This is a genomic window from Sphingobium yanoikuyae, from assembly GCF_034424525.1.
Lineage (GTDB): Bacteria > Pseudomonadota > Alphaproteobacteria > Sphingomonadales > Sphingomonadaceae > Sphingobium > Sphingobium yanoikuyae.
Genome location: NZ_CP139981.1, coordinates 1 through 17,135, shown reverse-complemented (window position 1 = coordinate 17,135; position 17,135 = coordinate 1). Strand labels below are relative to the sequence as shown.

The following is a 17,135-nucleotide window of genomic DNA, read 5'->3' as shown; positions in this document are numbered from 1 at the left end:
CCACTGGCAGGGAGTGTGAGCACGACGCCCCGTTTGCAAGCAGCGCCGGATGATGGCGAGCACACTGGCAGATAATTCGAGCACGAGGCCATGCGCCAGTGGCAGAAAGGGTGAGCAGAAAATCGCTCCGTTTGCGAGCAGACGCCGCTACGATTGCAAGCGCCTACAGCTACGGAGTTACGGTCAGCGCGGCCCCGGTGTTGAGGTTAGCATTGTAGTTGCAGCTAGACCCGAAATTCACCGAATTGAAAAAGAACGACGTTGACACATTGCCCTCAAGGCGTCCATCGTCGTCATTGGAAGGCGGCGGGCGGTCCATCCCTTCAAGCTATCGCACATCTCATTCGCTGCAAAGGGCAGAGGCATCGGAGATGGCTGTTTCGGTGAGCAGTTTGAGCTGTGCCAGCCAGATGCAGCCGCGATTGCGCACGTCCGGAATTCGATCCTCTGCAATCAGCCGGTTCACCTCGTCAAAGCTAAACGCAGCGCGGCCAATAAACTCCTCGTCGCTGTCGCAACTGAGCGGCTCACATTCCGAAAGGTCGGTTGCGAGGAAGTAATAGTTCCGCCCGGTCATATGGACGCTGTTGACGTGGGCACTGATCATTTGGAAGGAGCCGGCATCCAAGCCGGCTTCCTCGCGAAGTTCCCGACGGGCGGCCTCTGTAGGTGTTTCACCGGGGTTGATCGCGCCCGAGGGCACTTCATAGGTCGTTCCGAACAAATGGCGGCTCTGCTCAACCAAAACAATTTCGCCGTCTCCGGTGATCGCCACGACAAGCACACCCTCACCGGTTTCTTCGACGATCTCGCGTTCGACGATACCGGTGCCAAGATCCACCTCGTCGATGCGTACCCTGACAAACTGGCCATCGTAGACAGTCCGGCTACGCAGCAACTCATGCGGCATGGGCGGTTTCCTTGTTCATCGAAACGATTGCTTCCTGTAGTCGTGGATTCTTTCCAATCACGCCATCTTCTACCAAAGCGATGACTTGCTGTACCAGCTTCGAACGCTTGCCGACGAAAGTTTCGGTAATGTCGCGTAGGTTTGCGCCACCGTTGTGTGCGAGTCGACTGGTAACGGCCTCGATGAATTCCATTTCCAGCTCGCGAAAGCCAAATAGGCAATTCTCGACCTGGCGAGAGGCTGACGTTGCGACGCCGCCCGGTCCTAGGAGGAGGGTCTGGGACGCGACCTCGCCCTTCAGGCCGAACATGAAGACATACATGTCTTCCACCCAACGATCGGCTAGTTCAGCGACGCGCTGCACATTCTCATCCTCGAAGCGCGCCTTGAAAAAGACGAGGTCGTCGGTTGCTTCTTCTAGGAGACCCCGTTGGCGGGCGAGCTTTAGATAAGGAGATCCGGCCTGTACGCGCAGGACACTCAAGGGGTTAGTGATCTTGCGGTACATGCCGGTGCGACGCAGGAAAGCGATGTTCTCCTGCAACTCGGTCAGTGACATTGCCGGGTCAATTGGGATGTAGCCGGCGACAGCGTCGATCCCCAGTTCATGGAGGATTTCGAGAGCTTTGTAATTCCCTTCGACACTGACCTGCTTGCCGTATCTGCGCAACTGCGTGGGCGAGCCAGACTCCATTCCGATGAACACGCGCTCCAACCCGGCCTCGGCCAACTCGACCATGATTTGGCGCAGGCGACGGTTGCGATCGACAAGTTCGGCATCGTCCAGTCGCTCGCCTTTGATGCTTAAGCGTTCCCGCCAGATATGGTCGGCCCGGGTCGAGATAGAGAAGCGAATATTTAGCCGAGCCTCCTTAATCAGCCGCGCGATTTTCGCCGTCCGCTCCGGGTCGCCGCCGAAATCATCGTCTGTGAAGCTGACCGCTCGGATTCCGCGGCGATCCAGTTCGATCAGATCGGCGATCACGCTTTCCGGGGAAATGCCACCGTCGAAGCCGCCGCCATGCAGGTCTCGGATCGAGCAGAAGGTGCAGTTGAAATCACAGCCGCGCGATGCTTCCGCCCAAACCATTCCACCGAGTTCCTTGTGGACCCGCTCGGAGGTAAGGCGCGCGGGGAGGAAGCGCTGCGCGAGCTTGAGACGTTGTGCCGGCGTCGCAACTAGTTCTCCGCTTTCATTCCGGAAGGCAATGCCGGGGACACTGGCGAGGGAGCGCTCGCCACGCACATAGTCCACCAGGGCGGCGGTTGCATTCTCGCCCTCGCGGACTACCATGATCACTTGCGGAAATTCCTCAAGCAGGGCCGCGGTCGCGAAGGTCGGAACGACACCGCCTAACACGAGAAGGGGGCCCGTACCTTCGTCATAACGCAGCGGGAGCAACAAGCGCATCAGGTTACGAAGTTGGTCGAGCGCCCCGATCTTGACCGAGATACCGACAAGACTCGGCCGGTCCCTGGCCACCTTCGCTGCGATTGCGCGCGCGCTCTGATCGAGCTGAAGATCGATGTGGTCGATGGCGATCGTGGTCCCGAAGGTGCCAATTAAATGCCCGGCAATTGCCTCTGGACCCAAGGACTCGCTGATTGCGCCGCCATGCTTGTTGGAAAAGGTCGAGACGAGCAGCACGCCGGTGGGTCGCGCGCCATCATGGAAGAGATAATCAGAATCGCGTCGTGCGTACGTCGAGAAGAACATGGACCTCTCCATTCCAAAAGGGCACACGAACTCATCCGCCGACAGGGTGCCGGCGTCCTACCTCGCGGCCCGTTCCTTGTTGGTTGCGCCTAGACCTCCATCTCTCTTGGCTCGACCGTACAGAGCGTGATGGAGCGCATCGTCGCCGCGGTGCCGTGATCAGTGAGATCGGTGAGGAGCGGTGTAACGGATATATAGCGCTCCTGAAGGGCGGCGATGTCTGTTCCCTGTTCTGAACAGGGAAGGTCTTCATGGAAGCACATCCAGTAATAGCTGTTGCCCCGCGGATCGGTGCGGCGGTCGATATTCGCACATGACGTTCGGTTGAATCCCTGGCGGGTCACCATGATGCCTGCGACCTGATCGTGACGGCAGTCGGGGAAATTGACGTTGAAGAGCTTGCTGGGGCTGTCCAAGAGAGACCGAACTAGGTCAGCGCCGTAAGTGGTGCTTGGTGACCAGTCCGCGACATGATCGGTGCCAAAACCCGGGAGCGCCTGACTCAAGGCGATCGAGCGCACTCCAAGCATGGCGGCTTGAATCGCCGCGGCGACCGTGCCCGAGAGCGCTATGTCTTCTCCTATATTCTGGCCGCGGTTAATGCCAGAGATCAGGAGATCGGGTGGTGCTGAGCGCATGAGGTCAAGCAGCGCGATCCGCACACTATCCGTCGGTGTTCCCGCGACCGAATAGCTGCGCTCGCCGCGCTGACGGACGCGGACGGGGACCGTCAAGGTCAAGGCGCGACTCGCGCCGGACTGTTCATATTCAGGCGCTATCGTCCACACGTCGTCGGTCAGGCGGGCGGCGAGACGCTCGAGGAGACGGAGACCTTGCGCGTCGAATCCGTCATCGTTGGTCAACAGGATACGCACGCATTTGCTCCAACAGGTCGCAATTGGCCATCGGAGCAGATGCTATGCAATATGGAGACTATATCGAAGCTTATATGCCAAATATATGGCATCTATATCGGAGATATTTTGTCATCCTCGGTGTAGAAGGCGCGCAGGATCCTGCCTGCGGAACGCTTGCGTCGCGCATGATAGTTGGTGAGTAGCTTGCGCAGTTTCGTAATATCGTCGATAGCAAAGGCGCTCATCATCTCCGTTAGCTCCAGATCAAGGTCGGACAGAATCTGTGCTTCGACGAGGCGGAGCGGGTGCAACCGGGCGTTCGCCCAACGCATGGCCAGCGCGTGTTCCCGATTATCGGATCGGCGCGCAATCGCGGAGAATAGTGCGGCAGTCGGCGTTGCAGCGTCGTCATCCGCATTGTCGAGGCTTTGTTCGGTCGGCGGTTGCCGCCGCCGCTGACGTCGCAACGCGGCGGACAACAGGTCCGACGTCCAATCATAGAGATCCTGCAGGGCGGGTTCGTCGAGATGGGGGATGTAGAAGCCTTCGCCAGGTCCGGTCGCGACGAGGCCTTCGCCGATCAGGATATGGAGGGCATCGCGCACGGGCGTGACACTGCTCCCAAACTCCTCGGAAAGTTCCGAAGGATCGAGGCGTGTTCCAGGGCGATAGGCACGCTGCGTGATTCTGCGGCGAAGGGCGTCGTAAACGCGCTCAGAAGTCCGACCGGAGGTCATCTCAACCTCGTGCATCTGGGAAGAACCAGCGCGACGCGCTTAGGGCGACACGCGCGAAGACGGTGAATGGAGACCGCCTTCGACCTCATGGGGATTGCGCGAATGGCTGGCGAACGGACTTATCGAGGGGGCTCGGACGAATTTTAAAGCAAAACATACGTCGATATTCGCGATACGCGGGCAAAAAACCAGCCTGAATACCGTGGCTTTCTTAAATCAACCGTCCTCGCCTCCGACGATGAAGGCCCATGCCTCATCCTCGGCGCACAGCCTTCAGTAGGAACCACAAAGCCGGATGTGGACGCATCAGCATCGGGAACCTGATGCATTGCGGTGGCGATTAACCGAAAAACAGGTGATTTGCGAAGCCTGAGCGGCCTGCTGGCGCTAAGCGTATATCTGGGTCCGTTCTATGTACCGCCCCCTTTTAAGCCGCACGCCGTAGATAGCACCAAGATCATCGGTCTTGACCAACGAGCGACAGGCCCTTGCGCCAGAGGGCAGCAACAGCGCCGGAACTATTCCCTAGCGCTTGGGTTTTTGATATAGGTTCGGCAATGCCAACTGTCCTGCGCATAGATGGCCTGCGGGTCGTGATCTATCCGAACGATCATCGTCCCGCTCACGTCCATGTTAAAGGGGCGGACGGCGAGGCGGTTTTCATCCTGCATTGCCCCGGTGGTCCACCGGAGTTGCGGGAAAGCTACGGTTTCAAACTGCCGGCGCTGGGCGGCATCAAGGATGCCCTACAGGCGGCGCTGGCAGCCCTCTGCGCGGAATGGAGTGCTATTCATGGCAGTTACTAAACAGGAGTTCGATCACGCCGAAAAGCGCATGGCGGAACTGCGCGCCGCTGGCCATGCCGTCTCGGCGCGCTACGATCGCCGCCGCGCGCGTGTGGTGGTGGCGCTGAATACGGGTGTCGAGCTGACATTCCCGGCGCGGCTCGCCGAAGGCTTGGCCGACGCGCCGCCTGATGCGCTGACCGACATCGAGGTCAGCGCTGCCGGGTTGGGCCTGCATTGGCCTAAGCTCGACGCCGATCTCTACGTACCTGCACTGTTGCAGGGCGTTTTCGGCTCGAAGCAATGGATGGCGCAGCAGCTAGGCGCGCAAGGTGGCCGATCGCGCACTGCGGCCAAGGTCGCGGCTGCGCGGGCCAACGGCCGCAAGGGCGGCCGCCCAAGGAAGTCGGCCAGCGGCTAACGGGATCACCCATGCGGGCCGCGCCGACCCAGCGACGTGCGGCCGATTTAGCTCTTGTACATAGCGGCGGCCTAGCGGGCGTTGCGGCCTGTCGCCGGCGACAGGCCTAACAGATAGCGCCGAAAGCGTCCGAACAATCAGATCCTCCGTCATTTTAATTGCCCGAGCGGCTTCGCGACACGTCCGCATAAGGTTTGCGGCTGCACTGGCTGCACCGAAGTCGCGCGATCAGCTCGTATATGCGGATATCGAAAGGAATGCGGCGCGAGCGGGCGAAGTCACCCAGCGGGGCGACGATGCGGCGACCGCAAGCGCACTGGATGCGCAGATAGCAGCCTTGCCGATACCAGATAGGATCGATGGGCTTGGGGCGGTTGTAGTTCGCAGCCATTGGGCGCTTATGCGCCATGCGGAACAGGAGGGGAACGCGCCGCGCGCACGCCGGTTATTGGATTGGCAAGGGAAAAGGGCTATATAGGCAATGCTTCGTGTGCTGATTCATTTCACACACCTACCTGAACCCGCCGTGCTGTCACACGGCGGGTTCAAACATTTAGGGCGGGCAGCCCTGTCAGACCACCCGCCCCGCTGGATCAGCCCTTATCGGACTTTCCCAGCTTCACAATTGCGATCACGAGCGCGACGGCTGCGATCGTCAATTGAGCTGCTTCATATGCTGTCAAATCACATCACCTCCTTTGAGCGAGAGGATTTGCGAAGGGCCGCTGTCACAGTCCCTCGCCCTCGCTCGATGAGGGCTATACAACGGATCGGCGAGAATGCGCGCGAAGCGCTTCACATTTTCGTGAAGCCGTTGGATGATCGCCGGCGACCGTTGATGAAAAGGGGAAGCTATGGGCCTCGTATCGCAGGTTAGCGCCGATGACCGGGAAAACGCATGGCGAATAGTCCGTCATCGCGAGATCATGGAACGACTGATTCCGCTTTGGGCCGTGCTTGGCGTGGCGCTGGTGCTGATGGGCGTGGACCTGAGCGGGCGTCTGCTGTGGACGCTGCCGATGATCGGATATGTCTTCGGGGTGATGGCGGTCGATCACGGCCCTGATTACCGCGCCGCGAATTATTGGGTGCCGGTCCTGGGAAGTCAAGCGGCGGCGCTGCTGCCTCTAATCGCCGGATTCTAGATCTTTCTGGAGTGGTGGCAGCTGCCACCGCTCCACGCGCGTCAAGCTCTGCCCTCGAAGCGGGCGATCAGCTGTTCCGCTACGGAAGTAATTTCGGCGGGGTCGGCGGTTTGAGTGCAATCGCCGCCTACAACAGCGCCGAGCGTGCCGCCGTCCAGTTGGACAACGTGGACACGCCACACGTCGCGCCGGAGTTCGTATTGATCGGGAAGCGGCCTCTGCATGATTTCATGAAACACCAGGTCAACCCATTGGCGCGCGTCCGGATCAGAAGACGCATCGGCGTAGTCGGCGCGGCTCGCCATGACGCTGTATCGGTCGCCCAGCATGAATTGACGTTCGCGCGCGCGCCGGTCCTGCTCGATCCGCGTGACGCGATCATTTTCCGCCCGCTTCATGGCCTGTTTCATCCTAACATCATCGGCGCTGCGCGTCAGCGCCGCCATGATGTTAGGGACGCGCGCGGGCATGTAATGCCCCGCGCGCTCGGCCGCCTCGATGACAAATTGCAAATCGCTGATCTCAGTGGGGGAGAGGGTGACGCGAACGGCGCTCGCCGTGTTGCTGATTTTCATGGCTGCGGCTCCGGCTCTTCCTTCGCCTTGTAGGCGGCAAGGCCGATCCATGATCCGTTGTCGCCGCGAAACTGGCGCACAACATCGCCACCGTCCCAATGGCCGGTGAAGATGCCGCGCCGGTTGATGCCGCCGACGGGGCGCGTGCGCGCCGCCAGAAGGCGGGCGCGGCGCGTGTCTCGATCTAGGTGGCGCATGGGTTGCATGGTCAATCCTTCCTATTCGCTGGCGGTGTCGAGTTGCGTGCCGATCTCGTCGGCGTCGAAGTCTTCAAGGGCTGAAATCGCGCTTTCCAGTTCGGAAACTGCGGCGTCCATCGCCTGCGCGCGTTCGCTGTCTTCAAGGCTGGGTGGCAGATTTTCGCGGGCGGCCTGCTCGTCATCTTTGACGGTTTCGAGCATGTCGCGCGCCTCATCCAACAGGGCTTTGCCCTTGTCGATCAGCACGCGGGCGGCGGCGATCTGCTTGCGGCGTTCGCGGTTCATGCCTCTGTCCTCACGTCGCCGCTGTCGATCTGGAATCCTGCGCGGGCCAGCTCGTCACAAAGGGCGCGCTGCCGATCCTCGCGGGTGCCGCTGGTGGCGATATAGCTGCATCGGCCCCAATGGAACGCAAAGCCTGCGCGTTTCAAGCATCCGCGAAACCGCTGGTGGGTGCGGTCGCTCCAATCCAGTGTCCCCGCATAGTTGCGGAATGCGGCGACGGCGCAGACGGAACCATAATTCTCATCACGCCAGCTAAGCTCGATAATCGGGGGCGATTTAGTCATGATGGCCTCCCTCAATATTCGCTGGTTAGGAGAATGGTGAGCACGCGGGTTGTGGCATCGGGATTCCACGGTTCAGCGCTGCCAAATTCAAGATCGCGGTCGTAATAGTCGAACTTCCACATGACCGAGAGGGCTGGGCGTGCGCTGTCGTCGGTCCAGCGGGTATGCCATTGGCCGATCACGTCGCGATAAAGGAAACCGGCGTCATGCTCGCCGTGAGGGTCGTTGTCGGGTGTGAAATCCTCAAAACCCTCAATCATCTTGAGAATGTCGTTCTGCGTATTCTCGTCCAGCGCCGCGATGCCTTGCGTAATCACGGTGCGACAAGTCACGCCCATCGTTCGCCGCGCAATGTCGTTCAGCGCCGCAACGGTGGCGATCTGGTCAGTTGTCGCTTCCATTTTCCTCACTCCTTTAGGCGAAGCCGCTGCCTGCGGCCTGCGGCTCTGACCCGCTGGCGAAGCGCGGGATGGGGAGGGGGAAGCAAAATCGATGGGAGTGGTGCGGGCGGCGCGACTAGGGAGGCCCCGGCGCGCGAGCGCGCCGGAACTGGCCGAACTTGTCGGGCAACCCGGTCCTGTCGATTATGCTTCGGGAACGAAAGGGCGGGTGCCCTTGGTGTTCCCCCGGTGGCAGCTGCCACCACTGACGGGGCGCGGCCCTGGGCCGCTCGATCCTATGTGGCAGCTGACAGACTACTAGGCGCGCGGCCCTGGCCGCTCATTTTCAGCGCTCGCGGTCCTTTGGTTTCTCGGCGGTCGGCGTCGGTGATTTGCCTTCGCGCAATGTAGCGGCGACATGGGCCTTTGCGCTTTCGACGATCTGCGCCAGCTGTTCCTTCGATGCACCCCGCTCGGTAGCTGTCGCGACGCGCTTATCAATGGCGAGCTGGAATTGCGCGAACCTGGCATCGGCGCGGTTCTGCTCAGGCGAGTTTTTCTCGAATTGTGCAGCAAGGCGTAGATCAACCTGACTGACGCCGGGAGGCATGACTTGCAGACGTAGCGCGCGATCGGCGGCCTGAATGTCGCGATCGGTCATTTTCGAAAGGAAATCTGCGGCGCCCGCGCTGATGGCGCGGACTCTTTGCAGCGGGTCCATGCCCTCGGACCAATTGACTTCGATCTGATGATAGCGGCGTTGCTCAATCAGCTGAAGGTGGTGCATCGGCCCTTTGGGGTCGCGGAAAAAGGCAAGCTCCTGCGCTGAACGCGCGGCCAGCTGGCGCATGTCGGCGGACGTTTCCGCGATCCGGTTAAGCTGCTCATGCTGCCGCGACGCCACGGTTTGCGCAGTAGGTAGGTAACGGCTGATTTGATCCTTGGCCTGCTCGATACTCATTGCGCGTCGTTCGCCAACTGGCATGAGAGATTCCATCGAGGGCGGAAACGCGATGCCCGCTGGCCCACGCGCTGGCTCGACGCGGTTCTGTTCGAGCGGCATTGCATCACGGATGACTTTGGCGAGGGAGGCGTGATTTCCGGTATGGAAGCTGTCGCGGCTCGCCTCCATCCAGTCCTTCGGCCCCATTGCCTGGATCGAGACGAATTTTTCGGCCGCAAGGGAATGCAGCTGCAAGTGCAGCCGCATGGTGCGACCATTGCCCTCACGGAACGGATGAACGGCATTTAATTCGGAAATATGCCGCCCCATGGTATCGGCAAAGCGATCACGATCCATCGACTTGAGGGTTTGGAGGTCGGGCAGCTGCTTAAATTCGTGCTCCATGCTGCGGGCAATGAAGTGCGCTCGGGCAAAGGTGCTGCCGGGTTTGCTTATGTCCACAGTCCGAAAGCGCCCCGCCCAATCATATACGTCCTGAAACAGATGATTGTGCAGTTCGCGATACTCGCGCGCGTTCGTCGCCGGCGCGGCGCGCTGCACGACCAGCTCGCCATGTCGGACAACCGAGAAGAAAGCTTCTCGCTCCTTGAGGATATTATCGTCGCGGATTCCCAGCTTGTTCCGAAGAACGTCGCTGTTACGCCAGGTGTAAGGGTCGCTCACCTGTCATGCAGCGAGTTTCTGGCGGGACATAACATCACGGTTGTAGTCCTGCGCCAGACCAATCGCCACATCGACGGGAATTTGGGTTTCGACCAACAGCAAACAAAAAGAGTGGTCATCCGAAACCAATTCAAGTCCTTCAATCTTGCAATTTGCGATTGCCTCGCAATAAGCTGTCATCACGCCAGGAATGTCTTCCTGCCGACGCGGCTCATATCCCATCGCCTTGATGCGATTCCTGTAGGTGTCGATGATATTTTCCATTTTGCACCTAAAAACGACCTGCTCCCAGCCATAGTTAACATGTCGGGATTTGTATATAAACCACATTGAGTAGCCCCCATATTTCACCTTCCTGAAATGGGACGCCGCGCTTGCGCGGCGTCTCGTGCATTTTGCGGGGCGGGCATATCAATCCGCTTGGTCGGTCATCATCGCCAACAGGTAGTCGGCGGCGTTCTGTGCCTCACGGGCAGCCTCGAAAATGGCGCGCTTGTCATTGCGGAGCGCGGTCAACCAGTGCTCGATATACGCGGCATGATCTTCGCGTTCCTCGACCTTGAAACCGACAATCGCACCGATGAACGATGCGCCCAGCTCGGCCACAAGTTCGTCCCTCGCATAGTCGGCGCGGCTCGTTGAAATCAGGGTTTTCCGGTTGAGGCGGCTTTCATGCCCTGCATGATGCACGGCTTCGTGTGCAAGCGTGGCATAGTAGTCGTCGGCGGAATGGAACGCTTCGAAAGCGGGCATTTGGATATAGTCATCGCGGGTGTGGTAATAGGCTTGCGATCCGCCGATGCGAACGGTTGCGTCGATGCGAGAGAACATCACTTCAAGTTCTACGTCGCGGGTTTCGGGATTGGTAATGATCGGAGCGGGCGCGGGGTATTTGCCGTCCAGTCCCTCGACCTGATCGGCATTGAAAACCGTGTATCGTTTCAGGAACGGAATGGCGCGCTCGTCGTCCGTCTCGGAGTCCTTCACGACAAGCTTGTTGGCATAGACAACGGTGGTTCCCTTGCTGCCCTTCCTGACATTGCCGCCCAGCTCCAACGCCTGTTTGAAGGTCAGCCAATAGGGCGAGGCGAAGCCCTGACGCATGGCGCTGGCCCAAAGGCTGAGGACGTTGATCCCACGATAGGCGACCCCATTGTGCCGGAGCGGAATCGTCGGCCCACCGCTCCACGGCTTCACCCAAGGCTTGGTCCCCGCTTCCAGCATCGCAAGAATATCGTCGGTGACAGCCTGATAAATGTCGATCCGGTTCGTTTCCTTAGCCATTTTCCTCACTCCTTTAGGCGAAGCCGCTGCCTGCGGCCTGCGGCTCTGACCCGCTGGCGAAGCGCGGGATGGGGAGGGGGAAGCAGAATCGATGGGAGTGGTGCGGGCGGCACGGCTAGGGAGGCCCCGGCGCGCGCGAGCGCGCCGGAACTGGCCGAACTTGTCGGGCAACCCGGTCCTGTCGATTATGCTTCGGGAACGAAAGGGCGGGTGCCCTTGGTGTTCCCCGGTGGCAGCTGCCACCACCGGCAACGCGCGGCCCTGGGCCGCTCGATCCTATGTGGCAGCTGACAGACTACTAGGCGCGCGGCCCTGGCCGCTCATTATGGCGGCGGGTTGCATGATTTTGTGTGGAATCTAAACCAGTTGTCAGATGAAACAGCAGGTGGATCAGAAATGGAGTTCGTTCGCAGAATATTTGGGGCCGTAGAGCCACGCTACCTCATCCGGGCCTATATTTTTGGCGCTCTGTTCTTCGCCTTCATGATGGCGCTAGGCCCGAAAACCCCGTTCCTGATTATCTATTTTCTGATCTGCACGGCACTATTCCCGTTTGCCAAGATGGTTTGGGACACGGCAATGGATACGATGCGCGGCAACACGATATTCGTCATGCCAGCGCTGATCCTGATCGTGCTCAAGCTGTTCATCAACATGATGCTGTGGTGCTTTGCGCTGTTCGTCGCACCCATCGGAATTTTCTTCCTCAACAGGCGCATTCGCTAATCGCAAAGGCGGGGCGGTGGCAGCTGCCACCGCCCCCAAGTTTGCGGGGAGCGCGGGAGTGAAGCGCGCTCCCCGTGCCGTCATGCCGCTTGGCTTTCGCTATCGGCGGCATCGGGCAAGGCAGAGGGTCGAAGGGCGGGGGGCAGGATGCGCCGCCCCGCAAGGCGCTCGTTGACCGTCACGGCAAGGTCAGAGCGCTTCATGGTCTGGCAATTCTCTACAGCGTCGTTGCCGCAACCTTCGGCCAGCAGCTTCAAGAGCGTGGCCTTGCTAAGCTGGTCATAGAATACCTGATTAGGTTCCCACTTGTCGGCCATGTTGATCTGCGCGGCTCCGACGATCTGCGCCAGCTGGCGGTCGCGGTCGCTGTGGAACGAAAGGCTCGTGATCTGCGAGGCAACGCAGTAGGCCAGCAGCCGCAATTTCGCTTCGCTGTCCATCTGGCGCATGTCGTCCAGCGTGGGTGTTTCGGCCAAGCGGTCAAGATCGGCCCTTGCGATCTCGTCAATGTCGGCAATCGTGGAATGGCCCATGACCGCATCGTCAACATGGAAGCGGTTCTTCTCGGCAGTGATTTCGGCGGCCTGTTGCCACGAATAAGCGTTGCCGCGAACCTGTCCCAAAAGGCCCGTCAAGAGCACGTCCAGCGCCAGTTCCGGGTCGCTGGCAAGGGCTTCCCGAACCGCCATCGTGCGGATGCCGCCCAGCTGATCCATGACTTTCTGCGAGTAGTCGGGGCGGGGAGGCTTGGGGCCATCGGCGGTGCCCTTGGCGTTGCGGGTGAACGCAACCTGTTCGATACCGTCATGGCCGATGAAGACGATTAGGGAGTGCTCGGCCTTCTGCTCGGCAGTGAAAACGCGGCAAGCCGATATGATAGCGTCCTGCTTGCGGGTCAGGGCGCGCAACTCGTCGTCATAGTCGTGCTCGTCCTCGTCCACCTCGCTTTCCCGCTTGGCGATTGCCGCCTCGATCTCGACCAGCTGCGCGGTTTCTTCCTCGGTCGGATCGCGCTCGCCAGCGGGTTCCAGATGGCCGCGCATCCAGTAGGAATCAGGCCGGTAGAGCTGCCCTTCCGCATCGCGCCAGCCATCTTCGCGCGCCGCCTTGGCGATGGCGTCGAGCCGATCTTGCACAAGGTCCATGACAAGGCCCGCATCATCGCAGTAGCGACGTTCTCCGAAAAGATCGGTCGTGAAGGTGCCGCCTGCGGCGCAATAGGCTTCCTCGCCTACAATGCGAAAATGCTTGTCGGTATCGGCAACCTTCTCCTGGGTGAGCATGGCGCGGATTTGGTGGGCGTTGTCGCCGGTGCGCTTGAAAACCTCAAGTTGGCGGTCCTGATCGTCGGTCAGCGCGAAAGCCTGCGCCGCGCCCATGCCGATTTCGTCTTTCTGGAAGGCTTTGAGAATGGTCGGGTGCAGCGCCGCCAGCTTCAACACGCGGCGGACATAGGCGGGGGAAACGCCGAACGATGCTGCAACATCGTCAACGTCCTTGCCGCTGTCGATAATCGCCCGATAGGCTGCGATGGCATCTGCGGGGTGCATGTCCTCGCGCTGCGCGTTCTCGGCAAGCGAGATTTCCAGCGCCTCGTCCTTGCTGCGGATTTCAACGGGAACCTCGAAAGTGCCGGGGATGGCCTTTGCCTTCTGCAACAGCTTCAAGGCCCGGTAGCGCCGCCCTCCGGCGCAAATCCTGATCTTGCCGTCTTCGTCATAGCCGATCAGGTTTTGCAGCACGCCCCGCGCCTGAATGTCGGCTGCGAGGGCTTCGATTTCCTTGGGCTTCACCTTCCGCACGTTGAGATCGGAAAGCGCCAGCTTGTTCAGTTGGATGGTCTGGATGGTCATTTTTCACTCCTTTAGGCGAAGCCGCTGCCTGCGGCCTGCGGCTCTGACCCGCTGGCGAAGCGCGGGATGGGGAGGGGGAAGCAAAATCGATGGGAGTGGTGCGGGCGGCACGGCTAGGGAGGCCCCGGCGCGCGAGCGCGCCGGGACTGGCCGAACTTGGCGTGCAACCCGGTCCTGTCGATTATGCTTCGGGAACGAAAGGGCGGGTGCCCTTGGTGTTCCCCCCGGTGGCAGCTGCCACCACTCTGGCAACGCGCGGCCCTGGGCCGCTCAAACTATCGCGTTCGCTTTAAGAAGGAGAACCAGCGGCGGCGTAGGGGCTTTGCGACAATGGGGGGATCGACATTATCTGCGCCAGCTTCATTCCATAAGGCTTGCCAGCGTTCCGATTCGGCGCGGAGAGCTGCGGCTCGTTCATCAATCGCCCGCAAGCGTCTATGATAATCGTGAGGGGACCTGCTCATGAAATCGCTGTGCGCTTGAATGGATAATGGATGGTGGTGTTCCAAGGTTAATGACTGAATTGTCAACGCAAAGCATGAGGGTGCGAGATCAAAACCCGGAGAGCGCGAATCCCGCGGCTATCGAGCCAACCAGGGCGATCAGGAGAACGACACGTCTCGGCGCTGCACTGAGGGTGATGGTCGCGCCGGCACAGGCCCATAGCAAGGTGGCGGTGGGACCGGCCCGGTAGATCAGGAAGCCGATATAGCTGTTCGGTAGGAACTGCGGATAATCGACGATCAGGCGCGCGACGATACCGCCGCCTGCGAGAATGAGCGCGGCGATCAGCCACGCCGCGATTGCCTCGGCGCGCGGCGATGCCCTTTGCCTGGGCGCGGCCTGCATCGTCGTTCGCGTCGCATCAGTCATGCTGATCTTCCCTTCCAGCCCTGACCGTCACCCGAATGGGCGGAGACGGCTTTGCTGGCTCCGTGGAGCCGCGCGGCGTAGCCGTGTGGTGGAGTAGGGCAGGTTCCCGGCTCCGATCACTTGCACTTGTTCGGCAGCTGGCCCCTCTCGATCGCCAGATTCCGCATCGCCTCGTAATCGACACCCCAAAGCCCTCGCCGCTCATCGGCTGCGTCTTTCATGAAACGGGCGTAGGCCAGCCCTGAATGTTGCCTGTAATCAACGGCATATCCATGGCGCACCATTGTTGCCGAAACAGATGCCCCATTCGACCGAAACCGGCACGACAGGTTAGACCGGCCCCAGCTTGTCCGCCGCGTGTTGCATATCGGCTCGACCGTCAGCTTTTCGTCCTGAAAATCGCTCGTGCAATCCATGCCGCCATTTTGCTTCACCAGCTCCTCCAGATAGAGCTGCGCTGCGATCTTGGGCACATTGCCCTTGCCGTCCTCATCCGGCGCATCAATTCCCGACAACCGCACGCGCTTTTTTTCGAGCGTTTCGAGCGTATCGCCGTCGATTATGCGCGGGTTCTCGACGTGGATCGAAACTGGCTCGCTATTCCTTGCGTGCATCTGATTGAACAGCGCACCGAAGGCGAAAACAGAGAGAATTGGCAACGCGATTTGCTGATTTCGCGGCCATTTTTTGAAACCTCGGATCAGCACCTGGCTCTCTCCTGAAGAATGTCGTTCCAGTCCATCGGCGCCGGGGCTGGCGGGAGGATGATTTTCAGTTCGCGGTCGTTGGCGGTGAGGTGGTCGCGCGCGTCCTCTATGGCCTGTGCCGCTTCCTGGCCGTGTTGCGAGTAGATGACGATTTTGCGGATGCGTTCGGGGATCGCGATCAGGCCATAGCGGCGAATGCCGCCCGCGCCCCACACCTTGAATTTCCCGTCACTAAGCTGGGTGACGGAAACGGCTTCCTCGAAGCCTTCCGCGAGGCGCAGAACATCGCCGGTTGGCTGGCCGCCGATCCGCATGGCGGCGTGTCGGACCAGGCCGAGCGTCAATTTCGCCTCGCGCAGCGCGGCATGGTAGCGTTTCTCGCCGGTTGCTGGATCGAGCAAGATCCGCTGCACGGCAATGATGCCTTCGTCGGCCTCGAACGGCACGAGAAGGGCAGGATGCTCTTCGCGGGCATCGGGCGGACCAACGATGCAGCGCGGAGCGAAGCGAACCTTGAGGCCGGTGGGGTCGATCGCGCGCGAACGGAGATAGCGTTCAGCTGGGGTGTTCGCGATCGGCACGGCGGAATCCCAAAGTTGCAGGGCAAGCTTCCGGCGCGAGGGTTCGGGCGCGCGATCGACCGTCTCGCCGCTGGTGTGGCGATTGATTTTGCGGCTGTTGAGCGCGGACCATACGGCTTCCTGGCTGCAACCGGCCCAACATTTGAACAGGACGGCCTTCTTGCCGGGGGTGACTTGGAGCGACGGATTGCGGTCGTTGTGGGCTGGGCAGCAAACCATGCCATATGAGCCGCGCCAGTGGCCGCCCATATCCGCTACGATCTGACGTGCGCGTGCTTCGACGTCCATCTGCATCGAACTTCTTTCGTCAACGGTATCCCGACATTGGGATTTATACACATTTCACGGAGGCGGGCAAACGGTCGGGATATATGTCAATATCGCGTATGGCCCGACCAGGGCCATTCAATATAAATATCTCCGCTGGTTATCTTCACTTGCGGATGACTCACGTTCTTTCGCCTCAATCGCTTGGCCCAGGCTGGCGAGAATGTCCGCCAGCTCGCGCTTGTCCCGCTCTTCGCGGGTTAGCTCCCATAGGGGCAGCTGATCCCTCATGCGCTCCATGTCGCGCGCCGCCTCGATCTGGCGATATTGTTCGCAAGCGGGGGCTGGATCGGCCGCGACGCCGCGACGGCGGCGAGCAGCGAAGATTTTCGAGAGGAAGGCGGGGAAGAGGAAGCGATAGGCGTTCGTGGCCTGCTTGATGCGCGGGCCAGCGCCTTGCGCTTCGTGGTCGGGAACCGGCTCGTAGCGCCTGAACCAGTCGATAATTCGCGCGTCTTTGAGACGCGAAAGCGCCTGAACGACGCAATTCTTGCTGAGGCCGGTTCCATCCATGATCGTGTGAAGACTGGGGAACAGCGCGCCAGTGCTATAGTCGATGACGCGGGCCAGGAACTCGATGATCTGGATGCCGGCCTGTCCGATAGCTCCGTTGCGAATGCGCGGTGTGGTTGTCCGCCGCTGCGCGAGCGTTTGCCGCTCGTAGAGCTTTGCGGCTTCGATCATCTCGCGCATCTGGCGAGCATTGCGGATCGGTGTGTAAGCCTTGGCCCGCTTTTCGTGGCCTACGGCGATGCTGCCGGCCCAGACTTTGACGCGCGGTTTTTCGGCACGCGCAAGCAAGGCGCGGTCGATCGTGGCGAGGCCGGTGCTACGCAGCACGGCGCCTATGGAAGTGGTCAT

General features: G+C 60.5%; 21 protein-coding genes. 4 read left to right on the top strand and 17 right to left on the bottom strand.

Annotation, left to right across the window (positions count from 1 at the left end; all coding sequences use genetic code 11):
- Positions 1 to 340: 340 nt before the first annotated feature.
- The 4 genes from U0025_RS25315 to U0025_RS25300 form a co-directional block, all read right to left on the bottom strand.
- A complete protein-coding gene (locus U0025_RS25315) occupies positions 341 to 910 on the bottom strand; it encodes an NUDIX domain-containing protein (RefSeq protein WP_004213298.1) in 570 nt (189 codons plus the stop codon).
- Positions 900 to 2,627: a B12-binding domain-containing radical SAM protein gene (locus tag U0025_RS25310; RefSeq protein WP_004213299.1), complete on the bottom strand. Its 1,728-nt coding sequence runs from the start codon at positions 2,625 to 2,627 to the stop codon at positions 900 to 902. The genes U0025_RS25315 and U0025_RS25310 overlap by 11 nt, the downstream gene beginning before the upstream one ends.
- Positions 2,628 to 2,716: 89 nt before the next feature.
- Positions 2,717 to 3,502, bottom strand: coding sequence for a 5'/3'-nucleotidase SurE (surE, locus tag U0025_RS25305; protein WP_004213301.1), 786 nt, complete (start codon positions 3,500 to 3,502; stop codon positions 2,717 to 2,719).
- Between the two features lie 92 nt (positions 3,503 to 3,594).
- Positions 3,595 to 4,221 (bottom strand): GntR family transcriptional regulator, encoded by a 627-nt coding sequence (locus U0025_RS25300; protein WP_004213302.1) that lies wholly within the window; start codon positions 4,219 to 4,221, stop codon positions 3,595 to 3,597.
- A 557-nt stretch (positions 4,222 to 4,778) separates the two neighbouring features.
- Here U0025_RS25300 and U0025_RS25295 point away from each other — a divergent pair.
- From U0025_RS25295 to U0025_RS25285, 3 genes are all read left to right on the top strand, one after another.
- On the top strand, positions 4,779 to 5,027 hold the full coding sequence (locus U0025_RS25295; RefSeq protein WP_004213304.1) for a DUF4160 domain-containing protein: 249 nt from the start codon (positions 4,779 to 4,781) through the stop codon (positions 5,025 to 5,027).
- Entirely contained in the window at positions 5,014 to 5,427 is a 414-nt protein-coding gene (locus U0025_RS25290; RefSeq protein ID WP_004213306.1) for a DUF2442 domain-containing protein, read from the top strand. The genes U0025_RS25295 and U0025_RS25290 overlap by 14 nt, the downstream gene beginning before the upstream one ends.
- An 854-nt stretch (positions 5,428 to 6,281) precedes the next feature.
- On the top strand, positions 6,282 to 6,572 hold the full coding sequence (locus tag U0025_RS25285) for a hypothetical protein (RefSeq protein ID WP_004213307.1): 291 nt from the start codon (positions 6,282 to 6,284) through the stop codon (positions 6,570 to 6,572).
- 41 nt (positions 6,573 to 6,613) lie between these two features.
- On the opposite strand, the gene U0025_RS25280 is transcribed toward U0025_RS25285, so the two are convergent.
- From U0025_RS25280 to U0025_RS25245, 8 genes are all read right to left on the bottom strand, one after another.
- Positions 6,614 to 7,147, bottom strand: coding sequence for a hypothetical protein (locus U0025_RS25280; RefSeq protein ID WP_004213308.1), 534 nt, complete (start codon positions 7,145 to 7,147; stop codon positions 6,614 to 6,616).
- Entirely contained in the window at positions 7,144 to 7,353 is a 210-nt protein-coding gene (locus U0025_RS25275) for a hypothetical protein (protein ID WP_004213310.1), read from the bottom strand. Before U0025_RS25275 ends, U0025_RS25280 begins: the two co-directional genes overlap by 4 nt.
- A gap of 12 nt (positions 7,354 to 7,365) precedes the next feature.
- A complete protein-coding gene (locus tag U0025_RS25270) occupies positions 7,366 to 7,632 on the bottom strand; it encodes a hypothetical protein (RefSeq protein ID WP_004213311.1) in 267 nt (88 codons plus the stop codon).
- Complete coding sequence (locus tag U0025_RS25265; RefSeq protein ID WP_004213312.1) at positions 7,629 to 7,916, bottom strand: hypothetical protein; 288 nt, start codon at positions 7,914 to 7,916, stop codon at positions 7,629 to 7,631. Before U0025_RS25265 ends, U0025_RS25270 begins: the two co-directional genes overlap by 4 nt.
- An 11-nt stretch (positions 7,917 to 7,927) precedes the next feature.
- A complete protein-coding gene (locus U0025_RS25260) occupies positions 7,928 to 8,317 on the bottom strand; it encodes a DUF3768 domain-containing protein (protein WP_004213313.1) in 390 nt (129 codons plus the stop codon).
- Positions 8,318 to 8,642: 325 nt separating this feature from the next.
- A complete protein-coding gene (locus U0025_RS25255) occupies positions 8,643 to 9,923 on the bottom strand; it encodes a Fic/DOC family protein (RefSeq protein ID WP_004213407.1) in 1,281 nt (426 codons plus the stop codon).
- 3 nt (positions 9,924 to 9,926) lie between these two features.
- A complete protein-coding gene (locus U0025_RS25250) occupies positions 9,927 to 10,187 on the bottom strand; it encodes a hypothetical protein (protein ID WP_004213406.1) in 261 nt (86 codons plus the stop codon).
- A gap of 147 nt (positions 10,188 to 10,334) precedes the next feature.
- Positions 10,335 to 11,207: an ArdC family protein gene (locus U0025_RS25245; protein WP_004213405.1), complete on the bottom strand. Its 873-nt coding sequence runs from the start codon at positions 11,205 to 11,207 to the stop codon at positions 10,335 to 10,337.
- A gap of 396 nt (positions 11,208 to 11,603) precedes the next feature.
- Between U0025_RS25245 and U0025_RS25240 the strand changes: the two genes are divergently transcribed.
- Positions 11,604 to 11,933, top strand: a complete 330-nt coding sequence (locus tag U0025_RS25240) for a hypothetical protein (protein ID WP_004213404.1) — start codon at positions 11,604 to 11,606, stop codon at positions 11,931 to 11,933.
- A gap of 80 nt (positions 11,934 to 12,013) precedes the next feature.
- Here U0025_RS25240 and U0025_RS25235 read toward each other — a convergent pair whose 3' ends face one another.
- The 5 genes from U0025_RS25235 to U0025_RS25215 form a co-directional block, all read right to left on the bottom strand.
- Positions 12,014 to 13,786 (bottom strand): ParB/RepB/Spo0J family partition protein, encoded by a 1,773-nt coding sequence (locus tag U0025_RS25235; protein WP_004213402.1) that lies wholly within the window; start codon positions 13,784 to 13,786, stop codon positions 12,014 to 12,016.
- A gap of 552 nt (positions 13,787 to 14,338) precedes the next feature.
- On the bottom strand, positions 14,339 to 14,659 hold the full coding sequence (locus tag U0025_RS25230; protein ID WP_004213187.1) for a hypothetical protein: 321 nt from the start codon (positions 14,657 to 14,659) through the stop codon (positions 14,339 to 14,341).
- Between the two features lie 116 nt (positions 14,660 to 14,775).
- On the bottom strand, positions 14,776 to 15,366 hold the full coding sequence (locus U0025_RS25225; protein ID WP_004213189.1) for a thermonuclease family protein: 591 nt from the start codon (positions 15,364 to 15,366) through the stop codon (positions 14,776 to 14,778).
- Positions 15,360 to 16,241 (bottom strand): DUF7146 domain-containing protein, encoded by an 882-nt coding sequence (locus U0025_RS25220; protein WP_037492481.1) that lies wholly within the window; start codon positions 16,239 to 16,241, stop codon positions 15,360 to 15,362. Before U0025_RS25220 ends, U0025_RS25225 begins: the two co-directional genes overlap by 7 nt.
- A gap of 111 nt (positions 16,242 to 16,352) precedes the next feature.
- Positions 16,353 to 17,135 carry a hypothetical protein gene (locus U0025_RS25215; protein WP_004213193.1) on the bottom strand — a complete coding sequence of 261 codons (783 nt, stop codon included), beginning with the start codon at positions 17,133 to 17,135 and terminating at the stop codon, positions 16,353 to 16,355.

Coding starts and splice junctions, on each gene's coding strand:
- U0025_RS25315 (WP_004213298.1), bottom strand. CDS start 910: ATGCCGCATGAGTTGCTGCGTAGCCGGACTGTCTACGATGGCCAGTTT.
- U0025_RS25310 (WP_004213299.1), bottom strand. CDS start 2,627: ATGTTCTTCTCGACGTACGCACGACGCGATTCTGATTATCTCTTCCAT.
- U0025_RS25300 (WP_004213302.1), bottom strand. CDS start 4,221: ATGACCTCCGGTCGGACTTCTGAGCGCGTTTACGACGCCCTTCGCCGC.
- U0025_RS25295 (WP_004213304.1), top strand. CDS start 4,779: ATGCCAACTGTCCTGCGCATAGATGGCCTGCGGGTCGTGATCTATCCG.
- U0025_RS25290 (WP_004213306.1), top strand. CDS start 5,014: ATGGCAGTTACTAAACAGGAGTTCGATCACGCCGAAAAGCGCATGGCG.
- U0025_RS25285 (WP_004213307.1), top strand. CDS start 6,282: ATGGGCCTCGTATCGCAGGTTAGCGCCGATGACCGGGAAAACGCATGG.
- U0025_RS25280 (WP_004213308.1), bottom strand. CDS start 7,147: ATGAAAATCAGCAACACGGCGAGCGCCGTTCGCGTCACCCTCTCCCCC.
- U0025_RS25275 (WP_004213310.1), bottom strand. CDS start 7,353: ATGCAACCCATGCGCCACCTAGATCGAGACACGCGCCGCGCCCGCCTT.
- U0025_RS25270 (WP_004213311.1), bottom strand. CDS start 7,632: ATGAACCGCGAACGCCGCAAGCAGATCGCCGCCGCCCGCGTGCTGATC.
- U0025_RS25265 (WP_004213312.1), bottom strand. CDS start 7,916: ATGACTAAATCGCCCCCGATTATCGAGCTTAGCTGGCGTGATGAGAAT.
- U0025_RS25260 (WP_004213313.1), bottom strand. CDS start 8,317: ATGGAAGCGACAACTGACCAGATCGCCACCGTTGCGGCGCTGAACGAC.
- U0025_RS25250 (WP_004213406.1), bottom strand. CDS start 10,187: ATGGAAAATATCATCGACACCTACAGGAATCGCATCAAGGCGATGGGA.
- U0025_RS25245 (WP_004213405.1), bottom strand. CDS start 11,207: ATGGCTAAGGAAACGAACCGGATCGACATTTATCAGGCTGTCACCGAC.
- U0025_RS25240 (WP_004213404.1), top strand. CDS start 11,604: ATGGAGTTCGTTCGCAGAATATTTGGGGCCGTAGAGCCACGCTACCTC.
- U0025_RS25235 (WP_004213402.1), bottom strand. CDS start 13,786: ATGACCATCCAGACCATCCAACTGAACAAGCTGGCGCTTTCCGATCTC.
- U0025_RS25230 (WP_004213187.1), bottom strand. CDS start 14,659: ATGACTGATGCGACGCGAACGACGATGCAGGCCGCGCCCAGGCAAAGG.
- U0025_RS25220 (WP_037492481.1), bottom strand. CDS start 16,241: ATGCAGATGGACGTCGAAGCACGCGCACGTCAGATCGTAGCGGATATG.
- U0025_RS25215 (WP_004213193.1), bottom strand. CDS start 17,135: ATGACCACTTCCATAGGCGCCGTGCTGCGTAGCACCGGCCTCGCCACG.